Annotated in this window: 12 protein-coding genes; 3 read left to right on the forward strand and 9 right to left on the reverse strand. The window is 69.3% G+C overall.

The window, feature by feature from the left end; translation table 11 throughout:
• Nucleotides 1-56: 56 nt before the first annotated feature.
• The 4 genes from recA to L8H00_RS02935 all read right to left on the reverse strand — a co-directional run bounded on the left by recA (nt 57) and on the right by L8H00_RS02935 (nt 5656).
• Complete coding sequence (recA, locus tag L8H00_RS02920; RefSeq protein WP_276588882.1) at nt 57-1139, reverse strand: recombinase RecA; 1083 nt, start codon at nt 1137-1139, stop codon at nt 57-59.
• 455 nt (nt 1140-1594) lie between these two features.
• Nucleotides 1595-2428, reverse strand: a complete 834-nt coding sequence (locus L8H00_RS02925) for a 4-(cytidine 5'-diphospho)-2-C-methyl-D-erythritol kinase (protein ID WP_242095713.1) — start codon at nt 2426-2428, stop codon at nt 1595-1597.
• A complete protein-coding gene (locus L8H00_RS02930; protein WP_242095714.1) occupies nt 2425-3987 on the reverse strand; it encodes a hypothetical protein in 1563 nt (520 codons plus the stop codon). The genes L8H00_RS02925 and L8H00_RS02930 overlap by 4 nt, the downstream gene beginning before the upstream one ends.
• A 13-nt stretch (nt 3988-4000) precedes the next feature.
• Nucleotides 4001-5656, reverse strand: coding sequence for an electron transfer flavoprotein-ubiquinone oxidoreductase (locus tag L8H00_RS02935; RefSeq protein WP_242095715.1), 1656 nt, complete (start codon nt 5654-5656; stop codon nt 4001-4003).
• A gap of 118 nt (nt 5657-5774) precedes the next feature.
• On the opposite strand from L8H00_RS02935, the gene L8H00_RS02940 reads away from it, so the two are divergent.
• Genes L8H00_RS02940 through moaB form a run of 3 tightly spaced genes read left to right on the forward strand, consistent with a single transcriptional unit; the run spans nt 5775 to nt 8882 of the window.
• Nucleotides 5775-6539: a uracil-DNA glycosylase gene (locus L8H00_RS02940; protein ID WP_242095716.1), complete on the forward strand. Its 765-nt coding sequence runs from the start codon at nt 5775-5777 to the stop codon at nt 6537-6539.
• Nucleotides 6536-8365, forward strand: coding sequence for a lytic transglycosylase domain-containing protein (locus L8H00_RS02945; protein WP_242095717.1), 1830 nt, complete (start codon nt 6536-6538; stop codon nt 8363-8365). Before L8H00_RS02940 ends, L8H00_RS02945 begins: the two co-directional genes overlap by 4 nt.
• Nucleotides 8355-8882, forward strand: coding sequence for a molybdenum cofactor biosynthesis protein B (moaB, locus tag L8H00_RS02950; RefSeq protein WP_242095718.1), 528 nt, complete (start codon nt 8355-8357; stop codon nt 8880-8882). Before L8H00_RS02945 ends, moaB begins: the two co-directional genes overlap by 11 nt.
• Before the next feature lie 52 nt (nt 8883-8934).
• Here moaB and L8H00_RS02955 read toward each other — a convergent pair whose 3' ends face one another.
• The 5 genes from L8H00_RS02955 to modA form a co-directional block, all read right to left on the reverse strand.
• Nucleotides 8935-10047: a glycerophosphodiester phosphodiesterase gene (locus L8H00_RS02955; protein WP_242095928.1), complete on the reverse strand. Its 1113-nt coding sequence runs from the start codon at nt 10045-10047 to the stop codon at nt 8935-8937.
• Nucleotides 10047-12503 (reverse strand): TonB-dependent receptor, encoded by a 2457-nt coding sequence (locus L8H00_RS02960; RefSeq protein ID WP_242095719.1) that lies wholly within the window; start codon nt 12501-12503, stop codon nt 10047-10049. Before L8H00_RS02960 ends, L8H00_RS02955 begins: the two co-directional genes overlap by 1 nt.
• A 75-nt stretch (nt 12504-12578) precedes the next feature.
• Nucleotides 12579-13232: an ATP-binding cassette domain-containing protein gene (locus tag L8H00_RS02965; protein ID WP_242095720.1), complete on the reverse strand. Its 654-nt coding sequence runs from the start codon at nt 13230-13232 to the stop codon at nt 12579-12581.
• The gene (gene modB, locus L8H00_RS02970) at nt 13222-13914 is read right to left on the reverse strand and encodes a molybdate ABC transporter permease subunit (RefSeq protein ID WP_242095721.1); all 693 of its coding nucleotides are present in this window, start codon (nt 13912-13914) and stop codon (nt 13222-13224) included. Before modB ends, L8H00_RS02965 begins: the two co-directional genes overlap by 11 nt.
• Before the next feature lie 10 nt (nt 13915-13924).
• Entirely contained in the window at nt 13925-14680 is a 756-nt protein-coding gene (gene modA, locus L8H00_RS02975; protein WP_242095722.1) for a molybdate ABC transporter substrate-binding protein, read from the reverse strand.
• Between the last annotated feature and the right edge of the window lie 77 nt (nt 14681-14757).

The raw sequence follows: 14757 nt of genomic DNA on the forward strand, positions 1-14757 counted from the left end.
AACGGCCCGACATCGCTGCCGGGCCGTTCGGTCGCTTCATCCGGCGGCGAAAGAAATCAGAGGTCGTCGTCCGCTTCCGGACCCGCCATCATCTCCTCGGCCACCTTGTCCGTCCGCGCCCGGATCGCCTTTTCCAGGCGATCGGCGGTTTCGGGATTGTCCTTCAGATAGGTCTTCGAATTCTCGCGACCCTGGCCGAGACGCACGCTGTCATAGCTGAACCACGCGCCCGACTTCTCGACGATCCCGGCCTTCACGCCGAGATCGAGGATCTCGCCGATCTTGGAGACGCCCTGCCCGTACATGATGTCGAATTCGACCTGCTTGAACGGCGGCGCCACCTTGTTCTTCACCACCTTCACGCGGGTGGTGTTGCCGATGATCTCCTCGCGATCCTTGATCTGCCCGGTGCGACGAATGTCGAGGCGGACCGACGCGTAGAATTTCAGCGCGTTGCCGCCCGTCGTCGTCTCGGGATTGCCGTACATCACGCCGATCTTCATGCGGAGCTGGTTGATGAAGATCACCATGCAGCGCGAGCGGCTGATCGAGCCGGTCAGCTTGCGCAGGCTCTGCGACATCAGGCGCGCCTGAAGGCCGACATGGCTGTCGCCCATCTCGCCCTCGATTTCCGCGCGAGGGACGAGTGCCGCGACCGAATCGACCACAAGCACGTCGATCGCGTTCGAGCGGACCAGCGTGTCGACGATTTCGAGCGCCTGCTCGCCGGTGTCGGGCTGCGACACGATCAGTTCGTCAATGTCGACGCCCAGCTTCTTGGCATAGACCGGATCGAGCGCATGTTCGGCATCGACGAACGCCGCGGTGCCGCCACCCTTCTGCGCCTCGGCGATGACGTGCAGCGCGAGCGTCGTCTTGCCCGAGGATTCGGGGCCGTAGATCTCGATCACGCGGCCGCGCGGCAGGCCGCCGACACCGAGCGCGATGTCGAGCCCGAGCGAGCCCGTCGAGATCGCCTCGACCTGCATCGTCTCCTTCGAACCCAGCTTCATCGCCGAGCCCTTGCCGAACGCGCGGTCGATCTGCGCGAGCGCCGCGTCGAGTGCCTTTTGCCGATCCCCGGCTGCCTTGTCGGTCGCTGCCATGCCGCTATCGATCACCTTGAGATTTGCCGCCATCGGATGTTCCCTCGCTAGAGCAGGTATGAACGCCATTCAACGCCTGAGGCTCATGTACCGCATTCGTTCTCACGGAACAAGTGGGGAACGGCAGAATATCGCGCAAGACGCCAAGACGCCAAGACGCCAAGACGCGAAGGAGGTCGGGATCGGCGCGGAGCGCCCCGCGACCATCGCATGATGGAAGGCCTGCGGCGCTGATGCCTGCTGGAGTTGGACGACGTTCCCTTGACCCGTTCGCCCCGGGCTTGTCGAAGCCTGTCCTGAGCTCCGCCGAAGGAGGCCGGTACCCACTTTGAAGGCGCGACGGTGGAGAGCGTGCTTCGACAAGCTCGGCACGAACGGATCCACGATCGGATCAAGCCGATGCCATTCCGCTCCGGGAACAGCGATCGTCGTCAAAGGCGAAACGTCTTTGCGTCTTTGCGTGAATAATCCCGCGAAGGCCGAACCCCTCACGCCAAAGTGGATTCGAGCATCCACCAGCCCTGCCCCGCCAATGCCCGCGCCGCTTCGCCACGATCCTCGACGGTGTCGAACAGCGCAAAACAGGTCGCACCCGATCCGGACATGCGGGCGAGGCGAACGCCCGGCATCGCGCCGAGCCGCGCGCGCACCTTGGCGATGACGGGGGCGAGCGCCAGCGCGGGCGGCTCCAGATCGTTGCGACCGGCCACCGCGCGCGCGATCACGGGGCCGTCGGCGATCGCGCCGCGGTCGATCCCGTCCCACCGCGCGAACACCGCCGCGGTGGATACGCCGACGCCGGGATTGACGAGCAGCACGGGCACCCCCGCCAGCCCCTCCAGTTCGGCCAGCGCCTCGCCCTTGCCGGTGCCGAAGGCGGTGCGCCCCAGCAGGCAGGCGGGTACGTCGGCACCGAGCGCGCCCGCGACCGCCACCAGCCGGGGATCGTCCGACGCCACGCCGTGCAGCCGCGCGAGCGCGCGCAGCGTAGCGGCGGCATCCGCCGATCCGCCGCCGATCCCCGACGCGATCGGCAGCCGCTTGTCGAGCGTGATCGCATGATTCCCCGCAATCCCGAACGTGGCGGCGAAGGCGTCCGCGGCGCGGGTGACGAGATTGTCGGCCCAGTCCCCCTCGCCCGCCAGCCCCTGGGCGAACGGGCCGGTGATCGCGAAGCGGTTCGCCGCGGCGGGCTCCACGCGCACCTCATCGCCGTCGCGGCAAAAGGCGAACAGCGTTTCCAGCTCGTGATAGCCATCGGCGCGGCGGTGGCGGATGTGGAGGGCGAGGTTGATCTTCGCCGGGGCGGTTTCGGTCGTCATCGGTGGGGCGGCAGGCCGTCGGCGATCTTGGCGGCGATCCGCGGGGTCACGTCGGCCGGCGCGGTGAGCGCTGCGGCGCGCCACGCGTAGCGCGCCTCGAACCGGCGGCCGAGCGTCCAATAGGTGTCGCCCAGATGCTCGCCGATCTCGGCATTGGCGGGCTGCCCCGCCGCGGCGCGTTCGAGCAGCGGCAGCGCGCGCGCGGCATCGCCGCCGCGGTAATAGGCCCAGCCGAGCGAATCGGTGATCGAGGCGTCGTCGGGCTTCAACTGCGCGGCGCGCGCCAGCATCGCGGTGGCGGCGGGCACCTGTGTGCGATGCTCGATCCGCGCATAGCCGAGGTAATTGAGCGCGAGCGGCTGGTCGGGCGCCAGCGCCACCGCCTTCACCAGCACCGGCTCGGCCGCGCGCCACTGGCCGGCCTGGTCGAGCGCGGCGCCATATTGCAGCCACCCCGTCCAGCCGCCGGCATCCTTCGCGACGATGCGCGCATAGAAGGGCGCGGCATCGGCCGGGCGATCGGCGTTCATCAGCAGATCGGCATAACGCTGCCAGTCCGCCGGCCCCGCATCGGTGCGTTCGGCGAGCGTCCGTGCGGCGGCGATGGCGGCATCGGGCTGGTCGGTGGCGAGGATCGCCACGCGCGTGGCCGCCGCATCGACGGCGAACGCGCTGCCCGGTGCGATCCCGTCCAGCGCGGCGAGCGCGCGGGGCTTGGCACCGGCCTGATCGAGCGCGGCGGCGAGCAACAGCCGTGCGCGGTCACTCGAGGGATCGGCGATGAGCGCCGCGCGCACCAACGTGATCGTCAGCGGCGACGGTGTGGGGGCGGCGGAAAGATCCGACGCGATCCGCACGAACAGCCGCGACACCCCGAAGCCCAATGTGGGCGCCGCCGGATCCGGCCGAAGCCCAGGCAGCAGCGTCTGCGCCATGTCGGCGTGATCCGCATGGGCGAGCAATTGCGCCGCGGCGATGCGCAGGTCGAGCGGTGCCTGCGCGCCGCCCAGCGCCGCGATCTCGGCCACGCCATCGGCCGCGCGCCCGCTCGCGATCGTCAGCAGCGCATGCGCTTCGGCGGCGAACCGGCGGGTGACCGCGTCCTTGGCGGGCGGAACGGGGGGGGCGGGCGGAACGGGGGGGGCGGGCGGAACGGGGGGAACGGCGCCGGTGCGCGTGAACGCCGCCCACAGCCGGAGCGCGGGCGCGAGCGCGGCGAGCGGCGTGCCGGCCAGCTTCGCGATCGCCGCCTCGGCCGCGACCGCATCGCCGGCCCGTGCGGCGACCGCGATGGGCAGCAGCGCACCGTCCGCGGGCGCCACCTTCGCCCGATCCAGCACCGCGAGCGCCCGCAGCGCGAGCGGCGTGTCGCCCGCGACCAGCGCCTCGCGAAACGCGCGGATCGCCACCAGCGGATTGGCGGGGGCGGCGGACAGCGCCTGCGCATAGTCGCCCGCGGCGCGCATCGCATGCCCGTCCGCATCCGCGGCACGCGCGCGCAGATAGGCGGAAAGGCCACCGCTATCCGCCATCGCGGGGCCGGCGACCAGGCCCAGCATCAGAAGGACGCGCCTACATATTGGGATAGTTCGGGCCTCCGCCGCCTTCGGGCACCACCCAGTTGATGTTCTGCGTGGGATCCTTGATGTCGCACGTCTTGCAGTGGACACAGTTCTGCGCGTTGATGACGAATTTCGGATCGCCCGTCTCGACGCCGACGAACTCGTACACGCCCGCCGGACAGTAACGCTGCGACGGGCCGTCGAACATCGGCAGATTATAGTCGACCGGCACGTCGGGATCGCGCAGCGTCAGGTGGACGGGCTGATCCTCCTCGTGATTGGTGTTCGACAGGAACACCGAGGAGAGGCGATCGAACGTCAGGACGCCGTCGGGCTTGGGATAGACCGGCGGCTTGACCAGATCCTTGCGCCACAGGCTTTCGTGATCGGGCTTGTGGCCCAGCGTGAAGGGCATCTTCAGCCCGAAATGCTCGAGCCACATCGTGACGCCCGACAAGCCCGAGCCGACGAAATCACCGAACTTCTTGACCAGCGGCACGACGTTGCGGACGACCGACAGCTCCTTCTTCAGCCAGGACGCGTCGAACGCCTCGGGATAGGCGGCCAGCTCGTCATGGCTGCGCTGCGACAGGATCGCGTCGACCGCGGCGTCGGCGGCCATCATGCCCGATTTCATCGCGCCATGCGTGCCCTTCAGCCGCGGCACATTGAGGAAGCCCGCCGAACAGCCGATCAGCGCGCCGCCCGGAAAGACGAGCTTCGGGATCGACTGCAACCCGCCATCGTTGATCGCGCGCGCACCATAGGACACGCGCTTGCCGCCCTTCAGGATGGCCGCGATCTCGGGATGCGTCTTCCACTTCTGCATCTCCTGGAAAGGCGAGAGATACGGGTTGGAATAGTTGAGCCACGTGACGAAACCGAGCGACACCTGGCCGTTCGCCTGGTGATAGAGCCAGCTGCCGCCGTTCGCATCGTCGCCGAGCGGCCAGCCCTGCGTGTGGATCACGCGGCCGGGGCTGTGGAGCGCGGGATCGATGTCCCACAATTCCTTGATGCCGAGGCCGTAGACCTGGGGCTGGCTGTCTTTCGCCAGATCGAACTGGCGGATGATCTCCTTGGAGAGATGCCCGCGGACGCCTTCGGCGAAGAAGGTGTATTTGGCGTGGAGTTCCAGGCCCGGCGTATAGTCGCCCTTGTGCGTGCCGTCGCGCGCCACGCCCATGTCGCCGGTGGCGACGCCCATCACATGGCCCGCCTCGTCGAACAGGATCTCGGCGGCGGCGAAGCCGGGGAAGATCTCGACGCCCAGTTCCTCGGCCTTGCCCGCCAGCCAGCGGCACAGATTGCCGAGGCTGCCGGTATAGGTGCCCTTGTTGTGCATGAACGGCGGCGTCAGGAACTCGGGCAGCACCGTCTTGCCCTTCTCGGACAGGACCCAATGGTGGTTCTCGGTGACCGGCACCTCGGCCAGCGGGCAGCCATCGGTGCGCCAATCGGGCAGCAGCTCGTCGAGGCTGCGCGGATCGATCACCGCACCCGACAGGATGTGCGCCCCCACTTCGGAGCCCTTTTCCAGCACGCAGACGGCGATGTCCGCGCCCGTCTCGGCGGCGCGTTGTTTCAGCCGGATCGCGGCGGACAGGCCGGCCGGCCCCGCTCCCACGATCACCACGTCATAGGGCATCGACTCGCGTGTCGTCATGTTCGTCTCCGCAGCGCCTCTCGCCTCACGTCGTTCGGGCTTATGCCCGCAACGTCCTGTCCGTTCCGCCGTGCCCGCGAATTGACCGCGGCGTCAACCGCATAGCTAGAAGCAACCGATGGGGGCAGATCAGAACAGCGACTGGCGGGCACTGGCGGCGAGCGCGCTCGCATGGTGGAGCGACGCGGGCGTCGATTGCCTCGTCAACGATCTGCCGCGCGACTGGCTGGCGGCCGAAACGCCGGTGCCGCTCGCGGCGGCAGCTGTCGCAGCCACGCCTGCCGTAACGGCGGCCGCCCTCGCGCCAGCCCCGGCGATGCCGATGGCGCTCGCCGAGTTCCTGACATGGCGTTTGGGCGCGGACGTGCCCGAGGCGGGATGGAGCGGCATTTCGCTCGCCGCGAGCGGACCGGCCGATGCCGCGGTGATGGTGCTGGTCGATTGCCCCGATCGCGACGACGGCGATGCGGGCGCGCTGCTGTCCGGGCTGCCGGGGCGGTTGTTCGACCGGATGCTGGCGGCGATCGGCCTCGCCCGCGAATCGGTCCACCTCGCCGCGGTCTGCGCGCGCCGGCCCGCCACCGGCCGTGCGGCGCGCGATACCGAGGCGCGGCTGGCCGATCTGGCGCGCCACCATGTCGCGCTGGTCGCGCCCAAAAGGCTGTTGCTGCTGGGCGATGCGGCGAGCCGTGCGCTTCTCGGGACCACCGTCCGCGAGGCGCAGGGACGTTTACACCCCTTTAACCATAAGGATGGAGTGTTGGCCTCTCCGGAAACGCAGGTGGTGGCGAGCTACCATCCGCGCTTCCTGATCGAGAAGCCCGCCGCCAAGGCCGAAGCCTGGAAGGATTTGCAGATGCTGATCGGGGGAATGACGGAATGATCCGCAGCCTGGGTTTCGCGGTGTTGCTGGCCGGCGTCGCCGCGCCTGCGCTGGCAGCCGCACCCGCTGATACGGGGACACCGGCCGACACGCGGCTGGTGGCGGTGGCCGAACCGGCGCCGGGGCTGCTCGATGCGGCGCAGCGCGACGGTTATCGCGCGGCGTTCCTTGCGATCCGCGAAGGCCGTTTCCAGGACGCGCAGATCCAGCTCGACACGATGAAGCCGGGCCCCCTCCACGCGATCGCGCATGCCGAGCTCTACACCGCCAAGGGATCGCCCAAGGTCGCCGCAGAGCCGATCGTCGCGCTGCTGAACGAAGCACCCGAACTGCCCGAGGCCGAGGCGCTCGCCCGCCTCGCCAGGGCGCGCGGCGCGATCGAGCTGCCGCCCCTGCCCGTAGCCCAGACGCTCGTCTGGCAGGACGGCGCGCCGCGCCGCGTGCGCGCCAAGACCGTCAGGAGCGACCAGATCGCCGCCGATCTCGCCAATCGCATGCAGCCGCTGGTGAAGGCGGACCGGGGTGCGGAGGCGCAGGCGCTGCTCGAATCCACCACCGGCCTGTCGTCGGATGCGACCACCGAATGGCAGCAGCGGGTATCGTGGATGTATTTCCTCGCCGGCGATGACGCGAATGCGCGCGCGATGGGCGCGAAGGCGGCGGACGGCACCGGCGACTGGGCGGTGCAGGGCCGCTGGGTGGCGGCGCTGTCGGCATGGCGCCAGAACGACTGCGCCGCGGCCACCACCGGCTTCGAGGGCGTCGCGGCACGGGCGAACGACGTCGATCTGCGCGCTGCCGGCCTTTATTGGGCGGCGCGCGCCGATATGGTGTGCGGCCGGCCCGACCGGATCGAGGCGCGGCTGAAGGCGGCGGCGCAATATGGCGAGAGCTTCTACGGCCAGATCGCGCACCAGGCGCTGGGCATCAGCGACAAGCCGCGCATCCCGGGGCTCGTCGGCGCCGACTGGATCACGCTCGACAAGCGGCCCAATGTGCGCGTCGCCGCAGCGCTGGTCGAAGTGGGCGAGACCGACCTGGCCGACACCGTGATGCGCCAGCAGGCACGGATCGGCAGCCCGCGCGAATTCGCCGGACTCGTCCGGATGGCGCAATCGCTCGACCTGCCCGCCACCTCCGTATGGCTCGCGCACAATTGCCCGGCGGGCGTCACCGCGGCGGCGGAGGCGCGCTACCCGACGCCCAACTGGACGCCCGACAGCGGATGGCGTGTCGACAAGGCGCTGGTCTATGCTCACGCGCTCGAGGAATCGCGCTTCCGCACCAAGGCGCTGAGCCAGGCCGGTGCCTATGGCCTCATGCAGATCATGCCAGCTGCCGCGGTCGATTACGCCCGTGAGCGCGGCTTCGCGGTCGACAAGGCGGCGCTCACGAAACCGTCCACCAACATGGATATCGGCCAGCGCCATCTGGAGCGGCTGCGCGATTCCGGGATCACCGGCGGCCTGCTGCCCAAGGTGATCGCGGCGTATAATGCGGGGCCGAAGCCCGTATCGGACTGGAACGTGCAAATCCGCGACGGCGGCGATCCGCTGCTCTATATCGAAAGCATCCCCTATTGGGAGACGCGCGGCTATGTCACCACGGTGCTGCGCAACTATTGGATGTACGAGGGCCAGGCGGGCAAGCGCGCGTCGACCAGCCGCACCGCGCTCGCCCAAGGCATGTGGCCGCGCTTCCCCGGCCTGTCGGGCGCGACCGCGGTGCGGCTGAACGCCACGCCGAGCCGCAGCGCGACCGCCAGCGCGATCGCGGTGAACGCCAGTGTCAGCCCCGCCTCGGCCACGGTTTCCCGTGCCGATTGATCCCGACGCGACCTTCCTGCCCGTCCGCATCGCCGTGCTCACCGTATCCGACACGCGGGGCCTGGCGGAGGACCGATCGGGCGACACGCTGGTCGCGCGGCTGACCGAAGCGGGCCATGTGCTCGCCGACCGCGCGATCGAGCGCGACGATGCCGACGCGATCGTCGCCCGGCTGAACGGCTGGATCGCCGACGCCCAGGTGGATTGCATCGTGACCACCGGCGGCACCGGCGTCACCGGCCGCGACGTAACCCCCGAAGCGGTGGAGCGCGTGGCGGAAAAGATGATCCCCGGCTTCGGCGAGCTGTTCCGGATGCTCAGCTATCGGACGATCGGCACCTCGACCGTCCAGTCGCGCGCCTGCGCCTGCGTGGCGCGCGGCACCTATGTCTTCGCGCTGCCGGGATCGACGGGCGCGGTGAAGGATGGTTGGGACGGCATCCTGAAGGACCAGCTCGACAGCCGGCACGAGCCCTGCAACTTCGTGGAGCTCATGCCGCGCCTGACGGAGCGCTGACGCTCGACGCGACGACAGCCGTTAATTCCGTTTCCAACGGAAGAAAATTGGCTCAGCCCCCGTCCACCGCGATCCGGCCGAGCGCGGGGTCGTCGGTGAAGAACCCGTCGATCCCGGTCGCCAGATAGCGGCGCATTTCCGCGACCGAGCCCGCCGGGTTGCGCGCATTCTCGCCGTCGGCGTTCCGAAAGTCGGCGGCCAGAAAGCGGTTCTCGGGGCGGAACGTCCAGGGCCGCACCAGCAGCCCGGCGGCGTGCGCATCGCGCACCAGCGGCAGCGGCTGCCCGAGCTTGCCGTCCGCCCCGATCGGAATGATCCCCCGTGTGGAGGGGGCGACGACATCGGCATAGGTAGCGATCTCGCGCAGGCCGGCGGGCGTCGTCATCGCGGCATAGGTGAGCGTGCCGCCGGCGGCGACCACGTCGGCGGGGCGGACCGCTTCCTCGACCACCAGCTGCATCAGCCGCACGTTCGCGGGGCGCCCGAGCTTGCGGCGCAGATAGCGCAGGTTCGCCGTCTCGAACGACTGGATCTCGAGCGGATGCCGGCGCGTGTAATCATGCGCGGCCGTGACGGCGAGAAACCGATCCTCCAGCGGCAGCCCGATTCCGGCGAAATAGGTCGAGTGTTTCAGCTCGGGCACCAGCCCGACGATCCGGCCGCGCGCGGCGCTTTCGGCGGCGGTGAAATCGATGATCTCGTCCCAGGTGAGGATCTGGAACTGGCCGTCATAGCGGCGGCTTTCGGGCCGCATCGCGCCCAGCCGCTCGATCGCGCGCAGCGTCTTGAGTTCGGCCAGCGTGAAATCCTCGGCGAACCAGCCGGTCTGCGCTTGCCCGTCCACCGTCTTGGTCGTCTTGCGCGCGGCGAATTCGGGATGCGCGGCGATGTCCGTCGTCTCGGCGATGTTGTTCTCGTGCCGCGCGATCAGCACGCCGTCCTTCGTCACGACCAGATCGGGCTCGATATAATCGGCGCCGTCGGCGATCGCCTTGGCATAGGAGCCGAGCGTGTGTTCGGGCCGGAGCGCCGAACAGCCGCGATGGCCGAACACCGGCGGCCTGGGACGGGGCGTCGCCGCCCCCGCCCCCGCCCCCGCCCCCGCCGCGGCGCCCGCCACCAGTGCGGCCCCGGCCCCGATCAGCGTCTCGCGTCGTGTCACGATCAGAACCCCACGCCGATGGTGCCGAACACCTGACGCGGCGCCACGGGGAAGAAATTATACGTGCCCGACGCCGCGCCGATGCTGAGCGTCGAGGTCGCCTGTTTGTCGGTGATGTTGGTGACGTTCAGGCTCACATGCAGGCTCCTCACGATGCGGCCGTCGCCGATCGGCACGTCCGCCCCGATCCGCCCGGCGAGCGTGAAATAGGGCGATACCGACAGATCGTTGGTATAGGTCGCATAGCGCCGTCCGAGATAGTCCCCGACGAGCTGGACGTCGAAGATTCCGGCATTGGCGGAGACGACTGTCTTGTTGAGCCAATCGGGGCTGCCCGGCACCTTCTTGCCCGCGGTCGCCACCAGGGTGGTGCCCGTTGTGTAGTTATCGGCATAGCGCGAATCGTTGTAGGACAGCGCGTCGTAGATCGAGAAATGGCTGCCGAAGCGCAGCGTGCCCGCGGCATCGAACCCGTCGGTCCGGACGCTGCCGACATTCTGCAGGATCGTGGCGCCGCTCGCGGTGGCCGAGATCGTCGTCGTCGGGCTGATCGCCAGCAGACGGTTGCTGAAATCGACGTGATAATAGCTGAGCTGCCCCTCGAAGCCGGTGATCGGCCCCAGCGAGAGCGCATGATGCGTGCGCACGCCCGCCTCATAGGTCCAGCTCGTCTCGGGCTTGGTGTTGGCCTTGAAATAGTCGAACAGCGTCTGGCTGCCGAGCGCGAAGGGCGACAGCCCCGCCGCGGCGCTCGTCTGGAACTGGCGGACATTGTTCTGCGCGTTGGCGAAGAATTGCTCGTGATCGGTGGCGTCCCACAGCGCGCCCACCTGCGGCAGGAACGGCTTGGTCGTGTTGATATGGCCGACGGGCAGCGAGAGCGAACCCGTGAACGAACCCGGGATCGGCTGCACCGGCACCGCCTGCGACGCCATCTGGAACGTGCTCTTGAACCCGGCGAGCACGGTGACGCGGGGCACGATCTTCCAGGCATCCTGGATATGCGTCTGCACCTCGTCGACGCTGATCTCGCTGCCATATTGGGTGATGAGCGGCTGCTCGTAATCATGCGGGCGGGTATAGGGCGTCGAGGGGTTGTTCACGTCGAACGCATACCAGCGGCGAAACGCCGACGAGCTCTGATGCTCGTACCAGCCGCCGAGTTCGATCTGGTGATCCCCCAGTTCGAGCTTCAGCGTCGAGATGCCGCCCTCGCGGTCGATCCGGTATTCGGTGGTGCGCGTCGCCAGCCCCGATCCGCCGAAGATCGTCGAGAGCCGCGCGATGTTCGCCGCCGAGGTCGGGTTGACGCCAGGGCCCTGCGGTCCCGGGAAATAATAGGAGAACAGCAGCGGCAGCCCCGCCGCGGTGATCGGGCCGCCGATGACGCCGACGCCGTCGTCGTGATGGAAATAGGCGGTGTTGGACCAGGTTATGCGATCCGAGACCTTCCAGTCGTACTTCGCATAGCCGATATAGTCGGTGCGCTGCGCATCGCCGTAATAGTTGCTGTAGTTGGAGCCCGAGGCGGCATAGGTCGAGCCGTTATACGGCGTCGTGTTGCCGTAATAGGCGCGCGCCGTCGCGAAATCGGGGAAGAGCATCGGCCGCACATAGGGCTGGAACGTCTGCGCCGCGGACACGACGGTGGCGTCCTCGTTGGGCTCGGCCTTGTCGGAATAGGCCATGTAGACGGTGAGCTTGCCGGTCGAATCCTCATGCACGATCTTGCCGTCCGCCTGATAGCCACCCTGCCGCGCGTTGAAGTCCCAGGCATGCGCGTCCTGGCGCACGCCCGAGACGTAGAAGCGCGTGCCGTCGCCCAGATCGCCGCTGTCAATCCGCGCATAGGTGCGAAACGTCGAATAGCTGCCGAAGGTCTGCGACAGGGTGACGCCGCGCGTCGCGTGCGGGTCGCTGGAGAAGGTATCGATCGTGCCGCCCAGATTGCTGGTCGAGGCGGTGCCGAGATCGCCCGCGCCGCTGGCCAGCGTCACGCGGCCGACATCCTCCGAGATGATCGCACGTTGCGGCGAGAGGCCGTTGAAATTGCCGTAATTCTGGTCGCCGAGCGGCACGCCGTCGAGCGTATAGCCGAGCTGCTGCGCGTTGAAGCCGTGGATGAACAGCGAGATATTCTGTTCGTTATTGCCCCAGGGATCCGCCGTCAGGAAGGTGACGCCGGGCAGCGTCTGGAGCGCCTTCAGCGGGCTGATGCCGGGCAGGATCTTCTGGATCTCGACGCCCGTCACCTGGCTGACCGAGTGCGTGGTGTTGCCGGTGACGACGATGTCGTCGCTGTCGGGCGCGGGCTGCTCGGCCTGGAGCGCGGCGCCGCCCGCCGGATCGGCGGCCAGCGTCGTCGCGGGTGCGGTCTGCGCCCAGGCGGGGTTCGCGATCATGCCGGCAAGCCCTGCGCCGCACAGCCAGAATGCGCGCGCCGTCTTCGTCTTCGTCATTGCTTCGTCCCCGCATGGCCGCGCCGATCGCGCGTCCTCGGGAGCAGCCGCTAGGTGCGTCGTGCGACGGCTTCGTTACGTGAACACGACGGTTTCGTGTCGGTCGTCGCCGATCGCGATCCGGTGCGTGGCGAGGCGGTCCGCCTCGGCGGCATCGTGCGTGACATAGAGGATCGGCAGACGCAGTTCGTCGCGAATCCGCTCGATCACCGTCATGATCCCGGCGCGGCGGCTCGCGTCGAGCGCGGCGAGCGGCTCGTCCATGAGCAGGCAGCGCGCGCCCGAAAGCAGCGCCCGACCGATCGCCACGCGCTGCGCCTCGCCGCCCGACAGCGTGCGCGGGAACCGGTCGAGCAGGCCGCCGATGCCGAGAAAGCCGGTGACGGTCGGCAGATCGATCCAGCGTGCCTCGGCCAACGCCAACCGGTGCCCGTAGAGAAGGTTCGCGCGGACGCGGAGATGCGGGAACAGCCGCGCGTCCTGGAACACATAGCCGATCCGCCGCGCCTCGGGCTTCAAGTCGATCCCCGCGGCAGCATCGAACAGCGTCGTGCCGGCGATGCGGACATGGCCGCGATCGGGCCGCACCAGCCCGGCGATCATGTCGAGCACGCTCGTCTTGCCGGCACCCGACGGGCCGACCAGCACCGTCAGCCCCTCGCCCACCACGAACCGCACCCCCACGGTGCGCCCGGCGCGGGCGAGCGCCACGTCGATGTCAAAGGCCATGCGACAGCGCCCCTGCTTGCCGCCGCGCCAGCCATTCCGACAGCAGCAGCGCGCCCAGTGACAGCGCGACGGAGACGCAGGCGAGCTTCACCACCGCGGCATCGCCGTCCGGCATCTGGAGCGCGGAATAGATCGCGATCGGCAGCGTGCGCGTCTCGCCCGGGATGTTCGACACGAAGGTGATGGTGGCGCCGAATTCGCCGATCGAGCGCGCGAAGCCGAGCACCAGCCCGGCCAGCACGCCCGGCATGCTGAGCGGCAGCGTGACCGTCGCGAAGGTGCGCCACGGCCCCGCGCCGAGCGTGCGGGCGGCGCCCTCCAGCCGCCGGTCGACCCCCTCGATCGACAGCCGGATGGCGCGCACGATCAGCGGCAGCGCCATGACGCCGGCCGCGATCGCGGCGCCCGTCCAGCGAAACATGACGCTGACGCCGAACGCGCGCATCAGCCAGCCGCCCACCGGCCCGTTCGCACCGAAGGCGAGCAGCAGCAGCCAGCCGATCACGACGGGCGGCAGCACCAGCGGCAGATGCACCGCCGCGTCGAGCAGCGCCCGCCCGCGGAACCGCCCCCGCGCGAGCAGGTAGGCGAGCGCGAACGCGATCGGCAGCGTCACCGCCATCGCCACCAGGCTGACCTTCAGCGACAGCGCGACGATGCCCCAATCCTCGGCGGTCAGCATCGTGCCGGGACTAACGCGGCGTGAAGCCGTAGCGCGCGAAGATCGCCTTGCCCGGCGCCGAGATCAGGAACCGCCGGAAGCCCTCCGCATCGCCGCTCGTCGCATTCTTCAGCACCGCCACCGGATAGGTGATCGGCGGATGCGACGCACGCGGAAAGACGCCGACGATCCGCACCGCGCGCGAGGCACGCGCATCGGTTTCGTAGACGATGCCGTACGGCGCCTCGCCGCGTTCCACCAGCGCGAGCGCCGCGCGCACGCTGTCGCCGCGCGCCACCTTGGCGGCGACCGCCGGCCAGATGCCGAGCGTGGTCAGCGCCGCCTTGCCGTAAAGCCCCGCCGGCACCGACTCCGGGTCTGCCATCGCCAGCCGCCCATTGCCGAGCGCGCGCGCCAGCGGAAAGCCGGGCGCGATCCGCAACGCCGCGCCCTTCCCCGCCGGCGCGATCAGCACCAGCCGGTTCGCCAGGAACGACACGCGCGTGTCGGGCCGGACGAGGCCGTGGCGTTGCACATCGTCCATCCACGGCTCGTCCGCGGAGACGAACAGGTCGGCGGGCGCCCCGGCATCGATCTGCCGCGCAAGTGCGGACGAGGCGGCGAACGAGATCACCGGCTTGGCATGGCCCCGCGCCGCCCAGGCATCCCCCGCCGCGGTGAGCGATTCCTGCAGGCTGGCAGCCGCCAGCACCAGGGGCGGCTTGGCCGTGGCGGCCGCACCCGCCCCCGCGAGCAGCACCGCAAAGAGTGTCGATCCGATCCGCATCTTGCTTCCCTCGCGCTTTTTCCGGGTCTTAGCGGGAAAGCCCTTCCCCGCCACGCCGGATCGCGTATGAGCGCCGA

The sequence above is a fragment of the Sphingomonas sp. CROZ-RG-20F-R02-07 genome, from assembly GCF_022662335.1.
Lineage (GTDB): Bacteria > Pseudomonadota > Alphaproteobacteria > Sphingomonadales > Sphingomonadaceae > Sphingomonas.